Source organism: Parazoarcus sp. PS-13 R2A (assembly GCF_057621855.1).
Map to the genome: position 1 here is coordinate 44,551 of NZ_JBYEXN010000007.1, position 17,978 is coordinate 62,528.

19 protein-coding genes are annotated in these 17,978 nt (G+C 62.0%); 8 read left to right on the plus strand and 11 right to left on the minus strand.

The features are described 5' to 3' along the window. Positions 1-14: 14 nt before the first annotated feature. The 3 genes from AC22G6_RS08495 to serB all read left to right on the plus strand — a co-directional run bounded on the left by AC22G6_RS08495 (position 15) and on the right by serB (position 2,918). The gene (locus AC22G6_RS08495; protein ID WP_487366424.1) at positions 15-836 is read left to right on the plus strand and encodes a class I SAM-dependent methyltransferase; all 822 of its coding nucleotides are present in this window, start codon (positions 15-17) and stop codon (positions 834-836) included. Positions 837-1,008: 172 nt separating this feature from the next. Continuing rightward, complete coding sequence (locus AC22G6_RS08500; protein WP_108948295.1) at positions 1,009-2,088, plus strand: 3-deoxy-7-phosphoheptulonate synthase; 1,080 nt, start codon at positions 1,009-1,011, stop codon at positions 2,086-2,088. Then, on the plus strand, positions 2,085-2,918 hold the full coding sequence (serB, locus tag AC22G6_RS08505; RefSeq protein ID WP_487366425.1) for a phosphoserine phosphatase SerB: 834 nt from the start codon (positions 2,085-2,087) through the stop codon (positions 2,916-2,918). The genes AC22G6_RS08500 and serB overlap by 4 nt, the downstream gene beginning before the upstream one ends. Before the next feature lie 73 nt (positions 2,919-2,991). On the opposite strand, the gene AC22G6_RS08510 is transcribed toward serB, so the two are convergent. Beyond that, on the minus strand, positions 2,992-4,122 hold the full coding sequence (locus tag AC22G6_RS08510) for a M14 family metallopeptidase (RefSeq protein WP_487366426.1): 1,131 nt from the start codon (positions 4,120-4,122) through the stop codon (positions 2,992-2,994). Between the two features lie 70 nt (positions 4,123-4,192). After that, positions 4,193-4,978: a peroxide stress protein YaaA gene (gene yaaA, locus AC22G6_RS08515; RefSeq protein WP_487366427.1), complete on the minus strand. Its 786-nt coding sequence runs from the start codon at positions 4,976-4,978 to the stop codon at positions 4,193-4,195. A 107-nt stretch (positions 4,979-5,085) separates the two neighbouring features. Between yaaA and bioA the strand changes: the two genes are divergently transcribed. From bioA to bioD, 5 genes are read left to right on the plus strand one after another with little or no spacing between them, the layout of a single operon-like run. After that, positions 5,086-6,432: an adenosylmethionine--8-amino-7-oxononanoate transaminase gene (gene bioA, locus AC22G6_RS08520; RefSeq protein WP_487366428.1), complete on the plus strand. Its 1,347-nt coding sequence runs from the start codon at positions 5,086-5,088 to the stop codon at positions 6,430-6,432. Positions 6,433-6,436: 4 nt separating this feature from the next. Next, positions 6,437-7,600, plus strand: a complete 1,164-nt coding sequence (gene bioF, locus AC22G6_RS08525; protein ID WP_487366429.1) for an 8-amino-7-oxononanoate synthase — start codon at positions 6,437-6,439, stop codon at positions 7,598-7,600. Beyond that, a complete protein-coding gene (locus AC22G6_RS08530) occupies positions 7,597-8,340 on the plus strand; it encodes an alpha/beta fold hydrolase (protein ID WP_487366430.1) in 744 nt (247 codons plus the stop codon). The genes bioF and AC22G6_RS08530 overlap by 4 nt, the downstream gene beginning before the upstream one ends. Then, complete coding sequence (bioC, locus tag AC22G6_RS08535) at positions 8,333-9,127, plus strand: malonyl-ACP O-methyltransferase BioC (RefSeq protein WP_487366431.1); 795 nt, start codon at positions 8,333-8,335, stop codon at positions 9,125-9,127. Before AC22G6_RS08530 ends, bioC begins: the two co-directional genes overlap by 8 nt. Then, a complete protein-coding gene (gene bioD, locus AC22G6_RS08540; protein WP_487366432.1) occupies positions 9,124-9,801 on the plus strand; it encodes a dethiobiotin synthase in 678 nt (225 codons plus the stop codon). The genes bioC and bioD overlap by 4 nt, the downstream gene beginning before the upstream one ends. Positions 9,802-9,812: 11 nt before the next feature. Here the strand turns inward: bioD and AC22G6_RS08545 are convergent, their stop codons facing one another. The 9 genes from AC22G6_RS08545 to bamA are packed head-to-tail and all read right to left on the minus strand — an operon-like array spanning position 9,813 to position 17,970. Beyond that, positions 9,813-10,616 (minus strand): TrmH family RNA methyltransferase, encoded by an 804-nt coding sequence (locus tag AC22G6_RS08545; RefSeq protein WP_487366433.1) that lies wholly within the window; start codon positions 10,614-10,616, stop codon positions 9,813-9,815. A 13-nt stretch (positions 10,617-10,629) separates the two neighbouring features. Next, the gene (locus AC22G6_RS08550) at positions 10,630-11,085 is read right to left on the minus strand and encodes a CopD family protein (protein WP_487366434.1); all 456 of its coding nucleotides are present in this window, start codon (positions 11,083-11,085) and stop codon (positions 10,630-10,632) included. Then, a complete protein-coding gene (gene rnhB, locus AC22G6_RS08555; protein WP_487366435.1) occupies positions 11,082-11,696 on the minus strand; it encodes a ribonuclease HII in 615 nt (204 codons plus the stop codon). The genes AC22G6_RS08550 and rnhB overlap by 4 nt, the downstream gene beginning before the upstream one ends. Next, entirely contained in the window at positions 11,689-12,852 is a 1,164-nt protein-coding gene (gene lpxB / locus AC22G6_RS08560; protein WP_487366436.1) for a lipid-A-disaccharide synthase, read from the minus strand. Before lpxB ends, rnhB begins: the two co-directional genes overlap by 8 nt. A gap of 4 nt (positions 12,853-12,856) precedes the next feature. Continuing rightward, positions 12,857-13,627 carry an acyl-ACP--UDP-N-acetylglucosamine O-acyltransferase gene (gene lpxA / locus AC22G6_RS08565; protein WP_487366437.1) on the minus strand — a complete coding sequence of 257 codons (771 nt, stop codon included), beginning with the start codon at positions 13,625-13,627 and terminating at the stop codon, positions 12,857-12,859. Next, a complete protein-coding gene (gene fabZ, locus AC22G6_RS08570; RefSeq protein WP_108948308.1) occupies positions 13,624-14,061 on the minus strand; it encodes a 3-hydroxyacyl-ACP dehydratase FabZ in 438 nt (145 codons plus the stop codon). Before fabZ ends, lpxA begins: the two co-directional genes overlap by 4 nt. Before the next feature lie 5 nt (positions 14,062-14,066). Beyond that, the gene (gene lpxD / locus AC22G6_RS08575; protein ID WP_487366438.1) at positions 14,067-15,092 is read right to left on the minus strand and encodes a UDP-3-O-(3-hydroxymyristoyl)glucosamine N-acyltransferase; all 1,026 of its coding nucleotides are present in this window, start codon (positions 15,090-15,092) and stop codon (positions 14,067-14,069) included. Positions 15,093-15,107: 15 nt separating this feature from the next. Continuing rightward, positions 15,108-15,608 (minus strand): OmpH/Skp family outer membrane protein, encoded by a 501-nt coding sequence (locus AC22G6_RS08580; protein ID WP_108951208.1) that lies wholly within the window; start codon positions 15,606-15,608, stop codon positions 15,108-15,110. A gap of 34 nt (positions 15,609-15,642) precedes the next feature. Continuing rightward, positions 15,643-17,970 (minus strand): outer membrane protein assembly factor BamA, encoded by a 2,328-nt coding sequence (bamA, locus tag AC22G6_RS08585; RefSeq protein WP_487366439.1) that lies wholly within the window; start codon positions 17,968-17,970, stop codon positions 15,643-15,645. Positions 17,971-17,978 lie beyond the last annotated feature (8 nt).

The following is a 17,978-nucleotide window of genomic DNA, read 5'->3' on the forward strand; positions in this document are numbered from 1 at the left end:
CCGAAACCGAAGTCATGTCAGCTGCCCCCGAAATTCGCCCCGATCAATCCGTCGAGTTGCTCAAGGCGCTGCACATCCTCACCCGCGACGGCAAGCTCAATCAGGACAGCCGGCGCAAGCTGAAGCAGGTCTACCACCTCTACAACTTCATCGAGCCCCTGCTTGAAGAAGCCTTTGCCACCTCAGCCGAGCCCGTACTGGTCGACCACGGCGCAGGCAAGTCGTATCTGGGCTTCATCCTTTACGACCTGTTTCTCAAGTCCCGCGACAAGGGCAAGGTCATCGGCATCGAAACCCGGGCGGAGCTGGTAAAGAGCTCGCGGGCGCTTGCCGACAAGCTGGGCTTCAGGCGCATGCGTTTCTACGATCTCTCGGTGGAGGCATCGATCACGTCCGACGCCCTGCCCGACCGCGTCGATATCGTCACCGCACTGCACGCCTGCAATACCGCAACGGACGATGCGATCCGCTTCGCCCTCGCCAAGCAGGCACAGTTCATCGTGCTGGTGCCGTGCTGCCAGGCCGAAGTGGCCGCCATCCTGCGCCAGCACAAGGCCGAATCGCTGTCGCAGACGCCGCTCGCGGAAATTTGGCGCCATCCGATTCATACCCGTGAGTTCGGCAGCCAGATCACCAATGTACTGCGCTGCCTGCTGCTCGAAGCGCATGGGTATTCGCTCACCGTGACAGAGCTTGTTGGCTGGGAACATTCGATGAAGAACGAGCTGATCGTTGCGCGCCGTACCGGCGCCCCGCGAGGCAATGCACGAGAGCGTCTCGCGGAGATCCTCGACCAGCTCAACCTCGGCGCGCTGACCGAACGTTTCAACTACTGAGCGCGACACGCAGGACGATCGCGCCCTGCGTCTCCCCTCGCCACACGGCCTTGCAGACCGTATGCGCGACTGGCAAGCGTGCTGTCATGTTCGAAAGTTCCAGTCCAAGTCCGGCCTGAGCCCGCCTTCGGGTTACAATTCCGCTCTTTCTTGGAGCCTTGCGGAGCGCTCAATGCCTGTCGCCCAGACCGAAAACCTCAATATCCTGGCTGTCGATGACATGCCGTCGCCCGAGCAGATCAAAGCGCTCGTGCCGCTCACCGACAAGGCCGCCGCCTCGGTGCTGGCCGGTCGCAGGGCGCTGATGGACATCCTTGACCGCAAGGACAAGCGCCTTTTCGTCGTTGTGGGTCCGTGCTCGATCCACGACCCGGTTGCCGGCCTCGACTATGCTCGCCGCCTGCGCGCGCTGGCGGACGAAGTCGCGGAAACGATGGTGCTGGTGATGCGGGTGTACTTCGAGAAGCCCCGCACCTCGACCGGATGGAAGGGTTACATCAACGACCCCTACATGAACGACTCCTTCCGTATCGACGAGGGCATGGAAAAGGCACGTCGCTTCCTTCTGGACGTCGCCGAAACCGGCCTGCCGATCGCCACCGAGGCGCTCGACCCGATTGCGCCGCAGTTCTACGGCGACCTGATCTCGTGGACCGCCATCGGTGCCCGGACATCCGAATCGCAGACGCACCGCGAAATGGCCTCGGGCCTGTCGACACCGGTCGGATTCAAGAATGCGACCGACGGCGACATGGATGTGGCAGTCAACGCCATCATTTCGGCGGCCAGCCCGCACAGTTTCCTGGGCGTCAGCGGACAGGGCCAGTCGGCCATTCTGCGCACCCGTGGCAACAAGTACGGCCATGCCGTCCTGCGCGGCGGTGGCGGACGCCCGAACTACGATACGGTATCGATCTCGCTGGCCGAGCAGGCGCTGGTCAAGGCCAAGCTGCCGGTCAACATCGTGGTCGACTGCTCACACGCCAACTCCTGGAAGAAGCCCGAACTGCAGCCGCTCGTAATGAAGGACGTCGTCCATCAGGTGCGCGAAGGCAACCGCTCGGTCGTTGGCCTGATGATCGAGAGTAACCTCGAAGCCGGTAACCAGCCCATTCCTGCGGATCTGTCGCTGCTCAAGTACGGCTGCTCGGTCACTGACGCCTGCGTCGGCTGGGACACCACTGTAGACATGATCAAGCGTGCCGATGCAGAACTGCGCGAGGCACTGGCTCTCCGGGAGCGCACTGAATGAGCCTTGTCGTACAAGGGCTCGACGTTGACAACCTGGCCCTGAAATCGCTTGCCAAGCTGACCGGCGCGCGAGCGATCGAGCAGATCACGCCGCAGGCGTTTCGCCTGTGCGGTGCGCAGTCCGACCCCGGCGTGCCCACGCATTGTGCGCACGCCGCGCTGGACTGGGCCTGGGTTGCTGAAGATCGCCGGCTGGGCGATTTCGGCCTGTTCGTGACCGACATGGACTCGACGCTGATCAACATCGAGTGCATTGATGAGATCGCCGACATGCAGGGCCTGAAGGCTCAGGTTGCCGAGATCACCGAAGCCGCCATGCGCGGCGAGCTGGATTTTCGCGAATCGCTGACCCGGCGTGTGGCGCTGTTGCGTGGCCTGCCAGAAGATGCGCTGGCAAAGGTGTACGAGCAACGGCTGCAGCTCAATCCAGGCGCCGAGCGCCTGATGCGCGGGCTGAAGCAGGCCGGCATCCGCACCATGCTGGTGTCGGGCGGCTTCACCTACTTCACCGAGCGCCTCAAGCAACGGCTTGGCTTCGACTACGCCTGGGCAAACGAACTCGAAGTTGAAGGTGGTTATCTGACCGGCCGCGTGACCGGCGATATCGTCGATGGCGATGCCAAGGCCGAGCACCTCGAGCGCACGCGCGACGCACTTGGGCTGAACGCCGAACAGGTGATTTGCGCGGGCGACGGCGCCAATGACATTCCGATGTTCCAGGCCGCAGGATTTGGCGTCGCCTATCGTGCCAAACCGGTGTTGCGTGCCGAGGCGAATTGCTGCTTCGACCACGTCGGCCTTGACGGCATCCTGGCCTTGTTTCCTGCCTGACACTCCCCAGCTCTGGCAGCCTGCTGACACGCCCCGCCAAGGGCGCCAGCAGGCTTCCAGACTGCGAACCGCGTCAGCCTTCCGCCGCGACGTGGCTGAGGATCGGGTTCAGCATTGCGCCTCCAAGGCGGCGGCTGCGAGCGCCGTTCCAGCCGGTCTGTCCATCAGGCATGTTGGCGTTGTCCTTGAACGGCATCTCCAGCGTCAGCGACACGCAGCCAAAACGGTGCGCCACCCACTTGCTGGCGAGTGTCAGCATTTCCTCGCCGAAACGGCCATTCACATACCCGTGCTCAGTCTGAAAGTCGGGGCTGACTGCCTGTAGACCCTCAATGAATCGCGCCTGCTGCTCGGCCATTTCGGCCGTAAAGCCGGGCACCTCGTCAGCGGTGGCAAGGAACACATATGGCAGTGACTCGTCGCCGTGGATGTCGAGGAACAACTCGCATCCAGTTTCCTCCATTGCCTGCCGGACAAGATGGACTTCGGGGCTCATGACGGGATCAGGTGCACGCCACTCCCGGTTCAGGTTGCGCCCGGCTGCGTTGGTACGCAAATTTCCGCGCACCGCACCGTCCGGGTTCATGTTTGGCACGATGTAGAGGACGGCATGCTCGCGAATCTTGCGTGCGACCGGTTCGGCGCTGTCGAGCAGGCGCTTCAGCAAGCCCTCGATGAACCACTCGGCCATCGACTCCCCGGGATGCTGGCGCGCAATGATCCACACCGGCTTGCGCCCCGCCACCGGACGTCCGACGACCACGACGTCGAGGTCCCGCCCTTCCACGGTTGTACCAAGGTTCTGCACGGTCGCATAAGGCGACATTTCCGCCCAGCTGATCAGTTCCAGATGGCGTTCGTGTGAATACGGCTCGAAATAGGCGTAGTAAATGATGTCGCGTTCGGGCGTGTGCTCGACCACGAGCTCGCCGTTCTCGTAACTGGTGCCGGACACCCGGAACCAGTTCTTGCGGTCGTAGGACGCAACACAGCGATAGTCTGGCCACCCGTCCGGATAGGCCGCGTCCGCCGCGTTCTCGAACACCATCCGCACGGGCTTCCCACCCGCCTCGTGCAGACGGAAGTGGAACCACTGGCGGAAATCCGCTGCGTTGTCCGCACGCAGTCGCAGCCGGATGTTCTGTGGATCGTCGAGGCTGACGACTTCGATTGAGCCTGAATCGAAGCTGGAACTGATCTTCATGCTTTCTCCATCCTGTGGCGCGGCCGGACGCATGCCGTCGCGCGGTTCAATCCAGACCGCCGTGCTTCTCTCAGTCCATGCGTCGCCGGAACACCCAGGTGTCAGCGTCCGAGGCCTCGGCGGCAAAAGCGTAGCCCTCACTATCGAACTTGCGCAGGGCGTCGACGTCCTCGGCACGATGGGTGATCGCATATCGGCTCATGAGGCCGCGCGCGCGCTTGGCATAGAAGCTGATAATCTTGTAGCGCCCCGCCTTCCAGTCTTCAAACACGGGGGTGACCACCCTGCCTTGCAGCTGCTTGCGGCGTACCGACTTGAAGTACTCCTCGGATGCGAGATTCACCAGCACCCGTTCGCGTCCGGCCTCTTCTTCACGCGCCAGCAGGGCGTTGAGCTCGTCGGTGATACGGTTGCCCCAGAAGGCGTAGAGATCCTTGCCGTGCGCGTTTGCCAGCTTCGTGCCCATCTCGAGGCGATAGGGCTGCATCAGGTCCATCGGCCGCAGCACGCCATACAGCCCGGACAGGATCCGCAGATGCGCCTGCGCCCAATCCAGATCTGCGGGTGACAGCGAGGCCGCATCGAGCCCCTCATACACATCACCATTGAAGGCCAGCACCGCCTGCTTGGCGTTGTCGGGCGAAAACGGACGCGTCCAGCTCGCGTAGCGGGCAACGTTGAGACTGGCGAGCTGATCGGAAAGCTTCATCAGCTGGGCAACCTCTGCCGGTGTGCGCTGACGCAGGATGTCGATCAGTTCAGATGCCTGATCGAGGAAGTCGGGCTGACTGTGAGTGGCAACAACCGGGGGAGTCTCGTAGTCGAGCGCCTTGGCGGGAGAGATGACGAAGATCATGGTGCAGCTCAAATGAATCGAGACCTCGATCTTAGCAAATCCGTCCGGTTTGACACGCACTGCCTGATTACGCAGTATTGACCGGTTTCACTTTTCACCGAGTCTCGATGTCCGTTCATTCTCCTCTCCTTACCCGCTCACTCGCTGCCGTATGGCATCCTTGCACGCAGATGAAGCAGCACGAGACACTGCCGCTGATCCCGATCGTGCGTGGAAAAGGTCCCTGGCTGATTGATGCCGACGGCCGGCGGCTGCTCGACGGCATCAGCTCGTGGTGGGTAAACCTCTTCGGACATTGCAATCCTCGCATCAACGAACCGCTGCGTGCGCAGCTGGAAACACTCGAGCACGTGATGCTTGCCGGCTTCACTCATCCACCGGTCGTAGAGCTCTCAGAGCGGCTGGCTGCACTCACCGGACACCGCCTTGGTCACGCCTTCTACGCGTCCGACGGTGCTTCGGCGACCGAGATCGCGCTGAAGATGAGCATGCATAGCTGGCGCAACCGCGGTCGCCCGGGCAAGACCCGCTTCGTCAGCCTGGCGGGGAGCTACCATGGGGAGACCGTAGGTGCGCTTGCAGTGACCGATGTGGCAATCTTTCGCGATGCCTACGCCCCGCTGGTGAGAATGGCGAGCACGGTACCGTGCCCCGACGCGCGCCTCGCGTCATCGGGTGAAGATCCTGTCGACCTTGCTCGCCGGGCAGCGTCAGCACTGGAAGCCTGTCTCGCCGAAAGTCACGACGAGATTGCAGCCCTGATCGTCGAACCCCTCGTGCAGGGGGCGGCAGGCATGGTGATGTATGACCCGGAATACCTGCGCCTCGCACGCGCACTGTGCACTCGCTACGAGGTACATCTGATCGCTGACGAGATCGCCGTCGGCTGCGGGCGTACCGGCAGCTTCTTCGCCTGGGAACAGGTTGCAGACTCGACGCATGAAACCGGCGGCGACTGGCCGGATTTCATCTGCCTGTCCAAAGGCATTTCCGGCGGATATCTGCCCTTGTCCCTGGTGCTCAGCACCGATGCCGTCTATGACAGCTTTTACGCCGACAGCAGCGCGCGCGCGTTCCTGCACTCGCACTCTTACACCGGCAACCCGCTGGCCTGCCGTGCCGCCCTCGCCACGCTCGACCTCTTCGAGCAGGACGATGTAATCGTTGCAAACAGGACTCGTTCGGCGCTGCTCGGGAAGCTGGCCCGCGAGCGCTTCGGCTCACGGCCGGAGGTCGAGCACCTGCGACAACGCGGCATGATCCTGGCGTTTGATGTGAAAACCGCGATGAAAGACTTTTCGACGCGCTTCTTCCGCGCAGCGCTCGATCACGGTGTGCTGCTGCGCCCCATCGGCAACACGGTGTATTTCATGCCGCCCTACGTTGTCGAAGAGACCGAACTGCGACACCTTATCAACGGTGCAGCCGCTGCGCTCGATGCAGCTCTCGTCTGAACACATGACTCAACTCGATCTCCTGCGCGACGATCTGCGTGATCTGGAGCAGTCACACCTGATTCGACAGCGACGCAACAACGCGCTGCCGTGCGCGCCACGTGCGGTGGTCGATGGACGTGAGATGCTCGCCTTCTGCAGCAATGACTACCTCGGTCTGGCCGGCGATCCTGCACTTGCCGATGCGCTTGCCGAGGGTGCGCAACGCTGGGGCGCAGGGTCGGGTGCCTCACACCTCGTCAGCGGCCACTACGATGTTCAGCACTCGCTCGAACAAGGCCTCGCCAGCTTCATCGGCTGTGAGCGGGCGCTTTACTTCTCGACCGGCTACATGGCCAACAGTGGGGTAATACCGGCACTGGTGGGACGTGGTGGTGCAGTATTCGCTGACCGTCTCAACCATGCCTCTCTGGTCGATGGCATGTTGCTGTCGCGCGCGGAGACGCACCGCTACCCGCACCTCGACCTCGCCGCACTCGAACGCATGCTGCAGGCGAGCACGGCCCGCCGCAAGCTGATTGCGACCGACAGCGTGTTCAGCATGGACGGTGATGTTGCGCCGCTGCCCGACCTCCTCCGGCTCGCGGACACCTACGATGCCTGGCTGATGGTGGATGACGCGCATGGTTTCGGCGTACTGGGTCCGAACGGACGTGGTGCGGTGGCAGAGGCTGGCATAGCATCCTGGCGCCTGATCCTGATTGGCACCCTGGGCAAGGCAGCGGGTGTCTCGGGCGCCTTCGTTGCCGGGCAGACCGAGCTTGTCGAATGGCTGATGCAGAAGGCTCGGACTTACATCTTCACTACGGGTGCGCCACCGGCGCTGGCGCATGCACTTCTTTGCAGTCTGGAACTCATCTTGCACGGCAATGAACGCAGGACACATCTTGAGCATTTGATCGCATTGTTTCGCGGTCGATTGCAGCTGAAACGCTGGCAGCTGATGCCGTCGAGAACGCCAATCCAGCCCATTCGGGTCGGCGACAACGCAGAAGCACTCACGCTGGCCCGGGCGCTGTGGGACGAAGGACTCTGGGTGCCGGCGATCAGACCTCCCACTGTGCCCGTAGGCAGCGCGCGCCTGCGAATCTCGCTCTCTGCTGCCCATACCGAATCCGATGTTGAACGACTGGCATCAACGCTCAACCGTCTGGAACACAGCCTATGAATGCATCCCCCTTGGTGTTCCTCCACGGATGGGCGATGACCCCCGCCGTGTGGCAGCCGTTGATCGCCCGGCTGAACAGCGACAATGCGGTGTTTGCCCCTGCACTCCCCGGACATGGCGGCGCACCCGCCGCAGCGTCCGCGATCCTCCAGGCCTGGACCGATGCGATACAGGCCGCGCTGCCCGACGACGCGGTCGTCACTGGCTGGTCGCTTGGTGCCATGCTCGCTCTCGATCTCGCAGCCCGCTATCCGCACAAGGTATCGCGGCTGGCCCTGATCGGCGCATCACCAAAGTTCGTCAGCAGTGCCGACTGGCCATGCGGTTTGCCTCCAGACACCGTGTCGTCCTTTTTGTCCGGTTATGTCGCCGAGCCGCAGCCAACACTGAGGCGCTTTCTTGCCTTGCAGACGCTTGGCGACAGTGCTCGCCGCGGTCTCTTGCCAATGCTGGAGCAATCTCAACAGGCACATCCTGAAGGTCGCGCCCAGTGTGCGCTTGCAGTCGGCCTCTCCATTCTGGCAGAAGCCGACCTGCGCCCGTCGGTCGCGCAGGTCAAACAGCCGGTGCAACTCATCCACGGTGACGGCGATGCCCTGATGCCAGTCGCTGCAGCCCAGTGGCTTGCCCAAGCCCTCCCCAACGCAGGTGTCGAGATTGTGAGCGGCTGCGGCCACGCGCCGCTCCTTTCCCGCCCTGATCGCTGTGCCGACCTGATCCGCGCGCTCGCCCATGACTGAGCAGCGCAAGCGCAAACGCGCGGTGCGATCCGCCTTTGATCGCGCAGCCTCCACCTACGATGCCGCCGCCGCGGTACAGCGCGAAGCGTGCGCCCGGCTCCGAACTTTTGCCGGTGCTCATTTGCTCGCGCATGAGGCGTCGCGGGTTGTGGATGCCGGTTGCGGCACCGGACACGCACTCGCTGCATTGATGGAGCGCTTCCCGCAAGCCCAGCATATCGCGCTCGATTTTTCGCCGGCAATGCTTCTGCGCGCCTGTCAGGACGGTGCGAAGGCCCTCCCGCTCTGCGCAGACATCGAGCACCTGCCACTGCGAAATGCCAGCATCGACGTCATCTGGTCGAGCCTCGCCGTACAGTGGTGCAGCAGCGGGCACGTGGCAGCTGAGATCGCCCGTGTGCTCACGCCCGGCGGCATGGCATGGATCGCCACGCTCGGCCCTCGCACCCTGCACGAGCTGAGCGACGCCTTTGCCCAAATCGACGATGTCGCACATGTGATTCGCTTTCAAGACGCCACACACTGGCGCAGCGCTGCCGAGCAGGCAGGGCTGGAAACACTGGCAGTTGAACAAAGTGACATTGCCGGGCTCGCGGCTGATCTGCGCAGTTTGCTGCGTGACATCAAGGCGATCGGCGCACACACACTGGACGATCGCCGCCGGCAGCCCCTTGGCAAGTCCGCATGGTCGACGCTTCAGTGCGCATATGAGAAATGGCGCCGGGCAGACGGCCAGCTCCCCGCCACCTATGACCTGATCCTGATCGCACTGAGGAAACCTGCATGAATGAATCCCGCGCCTGGTTCGTAGCTGGTACAGATACCGGCATCGGCAAGACCTTTGCCACCGCCGCGCTGATTCACGCGGCCCGCAAGCAGGGCCATCGGACGCTCGGCATGAAGCCGATCGCAGCGGGCGCCGAGCTGGTTGGCAGTGAGCGGATTAACGAAGACGCGGCCCTCCTGCGTGCGGCGGGCAGCTTCGATCCGGGTCTCGGGCTCATCAATCCATACTGCCTGATGGCGCCAATTGCACCGCATATCGCAGCCGCAGAAGAAGGCCTTTCAATCGAGCCCGGTCGCATCATCGACTGTTTCAATACTCTCAGCGCTGCTGCGGACCGGATCTTCGTCGAGGGCGTGGGCGGATTTCGCGTGCCTCTAGGGCCCGCATATGACACCGCAGATCTCGCCAGTGATCTCGGACTTCCCGTCATTCTCGTTGTTGGTCTGCGCCTGGGGTGCATCAGCCATTCGCTGCTGACGGTCGATGCAATCCTGGGCCGCGGCCTCAGCCTGGCAGGCTGGGTGGCGAACTGTATTGATCCCACCATGCTGCGCAGGGAGGAGAATATCGACAGCCTGCGAACACGGATTGATGCACCCCTGCTCGCCCGACTGCCCTTCGTCGAGGGCGGCGATGCGTCGTCGGTCTCACAGCTGTGTGCGTTACCGGGTTGATTCTTTGGCGATCAGTTGTCGCTTGCGCGTGCAAACTCGCGCTGACGCATCTGCTCAAACAGACAGACCGCCGCCGCCGCTCCAACATTGAGCGATTCCACCCCCTCGGCCATCGGAATGGTCACGATCTGGTCGGCCCGTCGCTGCAGCGCTGGCGAGACGCCCTGCCCTTCAGCACCAAAGAGCCAGGCAATTGACCCAGCGAGATCGAGTGCGTAGAGCGGGCGGGCGCCGGCGCTGAGGCCGGTGGCCAATACCCTGCCGGGAAAGCTGGCAAGCGAGGTCAGTGCATCCACCTGCTCGTTCAGCTCAAGTTTGAAATGCGCGCCCATGCCGGCGCGGAGTACGCGCGGTGACCACGCCTGTGCGCAACCGGGCGTCAGCCAGGCTGTCCGGATGCCGGCCGCAGCGGCCGTGCGCAGAATCGTGCCAAGATTTCCTGGGTCCTGCACGGCGTCGAGCACGATTACCGAGGTCGTGCTTGTCGGCGCTGCAGTCTGAGCCGGCACGTCAATGAGCGCGAGAACGCCCGACGGGCTGTCAACCGGGCTGACGTGGGCAAATACGGGGTCTGTGAGTTGGGTCAGCGATGTAGCGGACGGCAGCTCATCGACGAGCGTCGCGATCTCGGCAGTGGCAAGACCAGTCTCGGAGACGAACACCGACTTCAGCGGCATGCCTGCTTGCAGCGCAGCCTCGATCAGATGCGCGCCGTCGAGCACGGTTTCGCCATGCTTGCGCCGGTCCCGTGCGCTACCTGCCAGCGCATGAAGATGCTTGACGCGGGGGTTATCGCGAGAGCTCAGCCGTTCCACGCCCGGATTCCGTTCAGAAAGCCAGGCCGAGCGTGGCGATTGCGGTGGTCAGCAGCCCAAGTCCGAGGTTAAAGCCCACACGCTGGCGGATCGTATTCATCGCCACGGCCGCGCGCGCCCAATCCTCATCGGCGACCGCCTGCTGCATCGAACGCCAGGGCCCGAACCAGATCGACGCAAACACCCCGATCATCACCACGCCGGTCAGCAGCATCACGTGCCACGCAAGTGGCGCCCGCGCAAAACCGGTTTCGATCAGCATGCCAAAGCCAGACACCACGATCAGTGCAATCGAGATCCAGACCATGGGAAAAAATGTCCGAAGCACACCAGCCCAGAGTCCCAGCCGACGATCGGGCGGCAGCTGCATCGCGGCGGGGCGGAGACAGAACCACGCGAATGCCATACCGCCAACCCATACGACGACACCACAGACATGCAGGAAAAGCATCAGATGGTGCAGGGTCACGTATCGTCTCCCTCGGTCCAGAGCGGCGGGTTTTCGAGAATATTTCGAACCGGTCCGAAACTGCGCCGGTAAAAATCCTGCACGCCATGTTTTCGAATCGCTGCCAGGTGGGCTGCCGTCGGATAGCCCTTGTGCCCGGCGAGTCCGTATTGCGGAAAGCGTAGATCGAGTTCACGCATCTGTTCGTCCCGCGCGGTTTTTGCCAAAATCGATGCGGCCGAAATTGCCGGCTCAAGACTGTCGCCCTTCACGATTGCCCGCACGGGAATATCGAGCGCTGGACAGCGGTTGCCATCGACCAGCGCCTCGTCCGCCTTTACCGGGAGCGCCTCCACTGCGCGCTTCATGGCCAGCATCGTTGCATGCAGGATATTGAGCCGATCGATCTCCTCGACCGAAGCCTCGGCGACTGCCCACGCCAAAGCACGTTCGCGGATCAGGGGCGCGAGGCGGTCCCGTGCGCGTTCGCTCAGTTTTTTGGAGTCGGCCAGACCTTCGATCGAGCGTGCCGGGTCAAGAATGACCGCTGCTGCAACGACAGCGCCACACAAGGGGCCGCGCCCAGCTTCATCCACGCCGCAAATCAGCGCAATACGGTCGGTATCAGACACGGGTCACTCCCGTCTTGCCCTGAAGGTAAGGCAGGATCGCTGCAGCAGCCTTGTCCGCAGTGTTTTGGCGCAGCGTGAGATGAAGCTCGGTGAAGCGCTCTTCCAATGCCGCGCAACCTGCAGGGTCGAGCAGCCAGCGATCGAGCGCATCGGCCAGCCTGACCGGCGTCGCGTCGTCCTGAAGCAGTTCTGCAACCAGAGACTCGTTGCACAGGATATTGGGCAATCCGACCCAGGGCAGATAGGCCATGCGCTTCATCAGCCGGTACTGCCAGCCGCCCATCCGGTAACTGATCACCATCGGGCGTTTGAGCAAGGCTGCCTCGAGCGAGGCCGTACCGCTGGCAACCAGCACCACGTCCGCTGCCGTCATGGCGTCGACAGAGTGTCCGAAGAGCATGCGGATCGGCAACTCGCGCGCACTGTTGAGGCGTAGCGCGTCCTCGAACAGCGTTCTCGTTTCGCGCGTTGCAAGCGGCACCAGGAACACCGCGTCCGGATGACGTTGCGAGAGAATGGCTGCCGCACCGATGAAGGTATCCGCGAGATTGCGCACCTCGGACTGCCGGCTGCCGGGCAATACCGCAATGACCTTGGCGTCGGATGAAACATTCAGCCGCTCCCGGGCCGCTGCGCGGTCAGGCTTGAGCGGAAACACGTCCGCCAACGGATGACCGACATAGGTCGCAGGAACGCCGGCCTTGTCGTAGATCGGCGCTTCAAATGGAAACAGGCACAGCATCCGGCTCACCGAACGCGCGATCATCTTGATCCGGCCACCGCGCCAGGCCCAGATCGAAGGGCTGACGAAATGGATCGACGGAATTCCGGAATCCTTCACCCGCCCTTCCAGCCAGAGATTGAAATCAGGGGCATCCACGCCGATGAAGGCATCGGGACGATCACGACGGATCTCGGCCAGCAGCTTCTTGCGAATGCCAGAGAGCTCACGATACCGCTTCAGCGCATCGACATAACCGTGCACCGCAAGGCGCTCGGACTGCCAGCGCGCCTCGAAGCCCTCCGCCTGCATCTTGGGACCACCGATACCGTAGAACACGGCATCCGGAACGTGCTGCTTTACGGCGCGGATCAGGTGACTGGCGAGGAGATCGCCGGAGGCTTCTCCGGCCACCATGGCGATTCTGGGCGCCATGTGATCAACGCACCAGACCGCGGCCAGACTGGCTGATGAAATCGGAGAAAGCCTGGACCTCGGCGTGTTCGCCGGCGAGTGCCGCAATCTGCTCCCGTGCTTCCTCGAGTCTCAAGCCCGAACGGTAAAGGAGGCGGTACGCGCGCTTGATCGCGGCGATCCCATCCGCGGAATACCCGCGGCGCTTGAGACCTTCACTGTTGATGCCGTGCGGCGCAGCCGGGTTGCCCGAGACCGTGACGCACGGGGGCAGATCCTGCAGCAGTACGGTACCGACACCGCAGAAACTGTGGGCGCCAACCCTCACGAACTGGTGCACGCCGGTGAAACCGCCGAGAATGGCCCAGTCTCCAACATGCACATGGCCCGCAAGCGTCGCATTGTTGGCAAAGATCGTGTGGTTGCCGACCTGACAATCGTGTGCAACGTGCACATACGCCATGATCCAGTTGTCGTTACCCATGCGGGTGACGTACGCATCCTGGCTGGTGCCCACGTTGAACGAACAGAACTCCCGGATCGTGTTGCGATCACCAATCTCAAGCCGAGTCGGCTCCTCGACGTATTTCTTGTCCTGCGGCTGAGCGCCGATCGAGCAGAACTGGAAAATCTCGTTGTCGCAACCAATCGTCGTATGTCCTTCGACCACGACGTGAGGCCCGATCCGCGTGCCGGCGCCGATCTCGACGTGCTCGCCGATAATCGAATATGCGCCGATCGATACGTTCTCGCCGATCCGCGCGTCCGGATGGACGATGGCAGTCGGATGAATCATGACAGGGTCTTGAGCGCACACATCAGTTCAGCCTCGGTTGCGACCTGATCACCGACCCTGGCCACACCCTTGTACTTGTAGATATTGCGTTTGCTCTGAGTAATCTCGACATCGAAAATAAGCTGGTCGCCAGGAACAACGGGGCGCTTGAAGCGGACGTTGTCGATACCCGCGAAATACACCACCGAGTTTTCGTCAGGCTTCACGCCCATGCTCTTGAACGACAGCAGCGCGGCGGCCTGCGCCATCGCCTCGACGATGAGCACACCCGGCATGACCGGATGATGCGGGAAGTGACCAGGAAAGAACGGTTCGTTCATGGTCACATTCTTCAGCGCCAGAATACGTTTGTTCTCTTCAAGTTCGAGCACCCTGTCGACCAGCAGAAACGGGTAACGATGGGGGAGGTATTGAAGAATTTCGTTGATATCCATGGTATTCAGCTCTGTTCCCGTTCTTCCAGGCGTTGTTCGAGGGCGCGTATTCTATCCACGAGCGTGTCGAGATGGCGAAGGTGCGCGAAATTTTTGACCCAGTCGGCGTGTCCCTGAACCGGCAGATTGGCCGTATAGACGCCAGGCTGACGGATCGACTTGGTCACCAGCGTCCCTGCCGAGATCACGACGTCGTCGGCAATCGTGAGGTGGCCAATGATGCCGGCCTGCCCGCCGATCATGCACCGCGCACCGATCCGCGTGCTGCCCGCAATGCCGACACAGCCGGCAATCGCAGTGTAGTCGCCGATACGGACGTTGTGACCAATCTGGATCTGGTTGTCGATCTTTACGCCGTTGCCGATCACCGTATCGTCCAGCGCACCCCGGTCAATCGTGGTGTTTGCACCGATTTCGACATCATTGCCGATGACGACACGGCCAACCTGCGGAATCTTCACCCACGCACCGTCACGCTGGCGTGCGAAGCCGAAGCCATCCGAACCGATCACGGCACCCGCATGAATAATGCAATCCTGGCCAAGCACACAGCCGGCATAGATCGTGGCACGCGGTGCAATCCGGGTGTTCGCGCCGATGTGGGCACCACGGCCGACGTAAGCGCCAGCACCGATGTGCGCGCCTTCACCCAGCACGACACCCTCTTCAACAACCGCGCCCGCATCGATCGCGACCGAGGACGGCACCGAGCAGGATACGGCAGCCAGAAGATGAATACCGCCCAGCACTGCTGCGGGCGGGTTGAAGTGTCTTGCAACGTGCGCGAAGTAGAGATAGGGATCGTCTGCGACGATGCGCGGCCGGTCGGTCAGCGCATCCCGTGCGCTCTTGCCAACAATGACTGCCGCCGCACCACTGCTCTTGACCTGACTCAGGTACTTCGGATTGGCCAGAAAGGAGAGGTCGCCCTCTCCTGCCTGGTCGAGTGTCGCAACCCTGCGGACACTGACGCTGCCGTCGCCAACCAACTCACCACCAAGTTTTTGGACCAGTTCGTCGAGGCGAATCATTGCCGAGCGACGCCCTTACTTGGCTTCGGACAGGGCCTTGACCACTTTGTCCGTGATATCGATACGCGGGCTGGCGTAGACCGCCTCCTGCAGGATGATGTCGTATTTCTCGGCTTCGGCAATCTGCTTGACCGTGCGGTTCGCCTTGTCCAGCACCGAAGCGAGTTCCTCGTTACGGCGCTGGTTGAGATCCTCACGGAACTCGCGCTGCTTGCGCTGGAAATCACGGTTCAGATCGTTGAATGCACGTTCCTTGTTGCGACGGTCGGACTCGGCCATCGTCACGCCGTTGCGCTCGAGATCTTCCTGCATCGCCTGCAGGTCCTTTGCCATGCGCTGCATTTCCTGGTCGCGCTTCTCGAATTCCTTCTCAAGGCGCTGCTGCGCACGGACAGCCGGGCCGGCCTCGCGCATGACGCGATCGGAATTAACAAACCCGATCTTTGTTTCAGCCGACGCAGCCTGGCTCAGCCCCATCAGGGCCACTGCGATCACGGAGAGAGTACTGACTTTCACATGTGTCTCCACAAATTATCCGGGGGCGGCGCGATCAGAACACGCTGCCAAGCTGGAACTGGAAGCGCTGAATGTCGTCGCCCGATTCCTTCTTGAGCGGGAAGCCAAGACTGAACTTCAACGGACCGATCGGCGAAGTCCAAGCAAAGGCCAGACCGGTACTGTAACGCAGGTCGGCAAAGTTGATCTTCTCGTCCTCGCCCGTATCCGCATCCTTACCCCAGACATAGCCAGCGTCAAGGAAGGCCGAGATGCGGAAGGAACGATCCTTGCCCGAACCCGGCATCGGGAAGAAGAACTCGGCGTTGGCCACGGCCTTGCGCGTACCACCGATGGAGTCGCCATCCGAATCCTTGGGTCCGAGCGAGCTCTGGTCAAAGCCGCGAACGGAACCGATACCGCCAACGTAGAAGTTCTTGTAGAACGGCACCGGCTTGCCGCCGAATCCCGCTGCCCAGCCGATATCTCCGTTGAGCATCAGCGCGTAGTCCTTGCCGATCGGGAACCAGTGCTGGTACTGGTAGTTCAGCTTGGTATAACGCAGATCGCCCGGCGGCAGGGCCATTTCACCGTAGACGCGCTGATACACACCCTTGCGCGGGTACAGGAAGCTGTCGCGGCTGTCCCGCGACCAACCCGCCGTCAGCAACAGGCTCGACACCGTGACGTCACCAATCCCGCTCGAATCGCTACAACCGAAATCAATACAAAACTCCTTGTACTGATCCGTGCTGTCGTCATAGGTCGTGATACGCGTGCGGTCAATCCCCAGGCCGAAGCTGATGCTGTCGTCTTCCGCAATCGGGTATCCCAGCCGCAATCCGGCACCCGTCGAAACCGTCTTGTACGGCGACACCGTAGAGTAATCCGTCGTGTCGTAGGTACGGTGATAGATGTCCCAGCCCAGACTCACACCGTCAACGGTGTAATACGGATTGGTGAACGACAGCGACAGTGTGCGGCTGGAGCTGCTCGTATTGAGCCCGAGCGTCATCGCATTGCCGCTGCCGAAAAGGTTCTGCTGCGAAATCGATGCCGACAGCACGATGTTCTCCGAACTGGAGAAGCCCGCGCCCAGCATCAGGTTACCCGTGGGCCGTTCCTTGACGCCGAAATTCACGTCCACCTGGTCGGTCGTACCCGGAACTGCCGGCGTCTCGACCGTCACTTCGTCAAAGAAGGCCAGCTTGTCGACACGTTCGCGCGAGCGATTGATCGCTGCGGCATCGTACCAGGCACCTTCCATCTGGCGCATCTCACGACGCACCACCTCGTCGCGGGTCTTGGTGTTGCCGCCAACGTTGATCCGGCGCACATATACGCGACGACCCGGATCGACGAAAATGGTGAAGGCCACTTCGCGCTTCGCCTTGTCGACTTCGGGCGCAGCATTGACGTTTGCAAACGCATAGCCTTCGTTGCCGAGCCGGTCGGTGACCGCCTTGGTGGTCTCGGTCAGCTTCTCACGCGAGAAGATCTCGCCCGGACGAACCGTGCTCAGCGCGAGATACTCGGACTCAGGAAGAATGAGTTCGCCGGTGAAACGCAGCCCGCTGACCGTGTATTGCTCACCCTCGGTGATATTCACCGTGATGTAGATCTCTTTCTTGTCCGGCGTGATCGACACCTGGGTCGAATCGATATTGAAATCGAGATAGCCCTGGTTGAGATAGTAGGAACGCAGATTCTCAAGGTCGGCAGACAGCTTCTGGCGCGAGTACTGATCGTTCTTGGTGTACCAGGTCAGCCAGCCCGGCGTCGTCAGCTGGAACAGATCGACGAGGTCCTCGGTATCGAAGGCCTTCGCACCAACCACGGTGATGCTGGCGATCTTGGCGACTTCGCCCTCTTCCACGCTGAAGTTGATTCCGACGCGGTTGCGCTCCAGCGGCGTCACCGTGGTGGTGACCGCTGCAGCGTACTTGCCGCGACTCAGGTACTGGCGCTTGAGCTCCTGTTCGGCGCGATCAAGCAAGGCACGGTCGAAGATGCGTGACTCAGCGAGCCCGACTTCGCGCAGGCCGGCCTTGAGCTGGTCCTTGTCGAACTCCTTGACCCCGACAAAATCGATCTGGGCAATGGCAGGCCGCTCATCGAGCAGGACCACCAGCACGTCGTTTTCGGTTTCGATGCGCACATCGCTGAAAAATCCGGTAGCGAACAGTGCCCGGATTGCTTCGGCGGCCTGCCCTTCATCGAACGTGTCACCGACACGGACCGGGAGGTAGTTGAAGACCGTACCAGCTTCCGTACGTTGGATACCCTCTACCCGGATGTCCTTGACCACGAAGGGGTCAAAGGCGAACGCGGGAAAAGAGGCAAAAAGGGCCATGATCAGCCCTGAAAGGCGCTTGCGATTCATTCGGTTAT

Bases quoted from the DNA above. Each gene is read 5' to 3' on its own strand.
- bioF (WP_487366429.1), top strand. From the start codon at position 6,437: ATGACTCAACTCGATCTCCTGCGCGACGATCTGCGTGATCTGGAGCAG.
- bioC (WP_487366431.1), top strand. From the start codon at position 8,333: ATGACTGAGCAGCGCAAGCGCAAACGCGCGGTGCGATCCGCCTTTGAT.
- bioD (WP_487366432.1), top strand. From the start codon at position 9,124: ATGAATGAATCCCGCGCCTGGTTCGTAGCTGGTACAGATACCGGCATC.
- yaaA (WP_487366427.1), bottom strand. From the start codon at position 4,978: ATGATCTTCGTCATCTCTCCCGCCAAGGCGCTCGACTACGAGACTCCC.
- lpxB (WP_487366436.1), bottom strand. From the start codon at position 12,852: ATGGCGCCCAGAATCGCCATGGTGGCCGGAGAAGCCTCCGGCGATCTC.
- serB (WP_487366425.1), top strand. From the start codon at position 2,085: ATGAGCCTTGTCGTACAAGGGCTCGACGTTGACAACCTGGCCCTGAAA.
- AC22G6_RS08530 (WP_487366430.1), top strand. From the start codon at position 7,597: ATGAATGCATCCCCCTTGGTGTTCCTCCACGGATGGGCGATGACCCCC.
- AC22G6_RS08500 (WP_108948295.1), top strand. From the start codon at position 1,009: ATGCCTGTCGCCCAGACCGAAAACCTCAATATCCTGGCTGTCGATGAC.
- lpxD (WP_487366438.1), bottom strand. From the start codon at position 15,092: ATGATTCGCCTCGACGAACTGGTCCAAAAACTTGGTGGTGAGTTGGTT.
- AC22G6_RS08510 (WP_487366426.1), bottom strand. From the start codon at position 4,122: ATGAAGATCAGTTCCAGCTTCGATTCAGGCTCAATCGAAGTCGTCAGC.
- bioA (WP_487366428.1), top strand. From the start codon at position 5,086: ATGTCCGTTCATTCTCCTCTCCTTACCCGCTCACTCGCTGCCGTATGG.
- bamA (WP_487366439.1), bottom strand. From the start codon at position 17,970: ATGAATCGCAAGCGCCTTTCAGGGCTGATCATGGCCCTTTTTGCCTCT.
- fabZ (WP_108948308.1), bottom strand. From the start codon at position 14,061: ATGGATATCAACGAAATTCTTCAATACCTCCCCCATCGTTACCCGTTT.
- AC22G6_RS08495 (WP_487366424.1), top strand. From the start codon at position 15: ATGTCAGCTGCCCCCGAAATTCGCCCCGATCAATCCGTCGAGTTGCTC.
- lpxA (WP_487366437.1), bottom strand. From the start codon at position 13,627: ATGATTCATCCGACTGCCATCGTCCATCCGGACGCGCGGATCGGCGAG.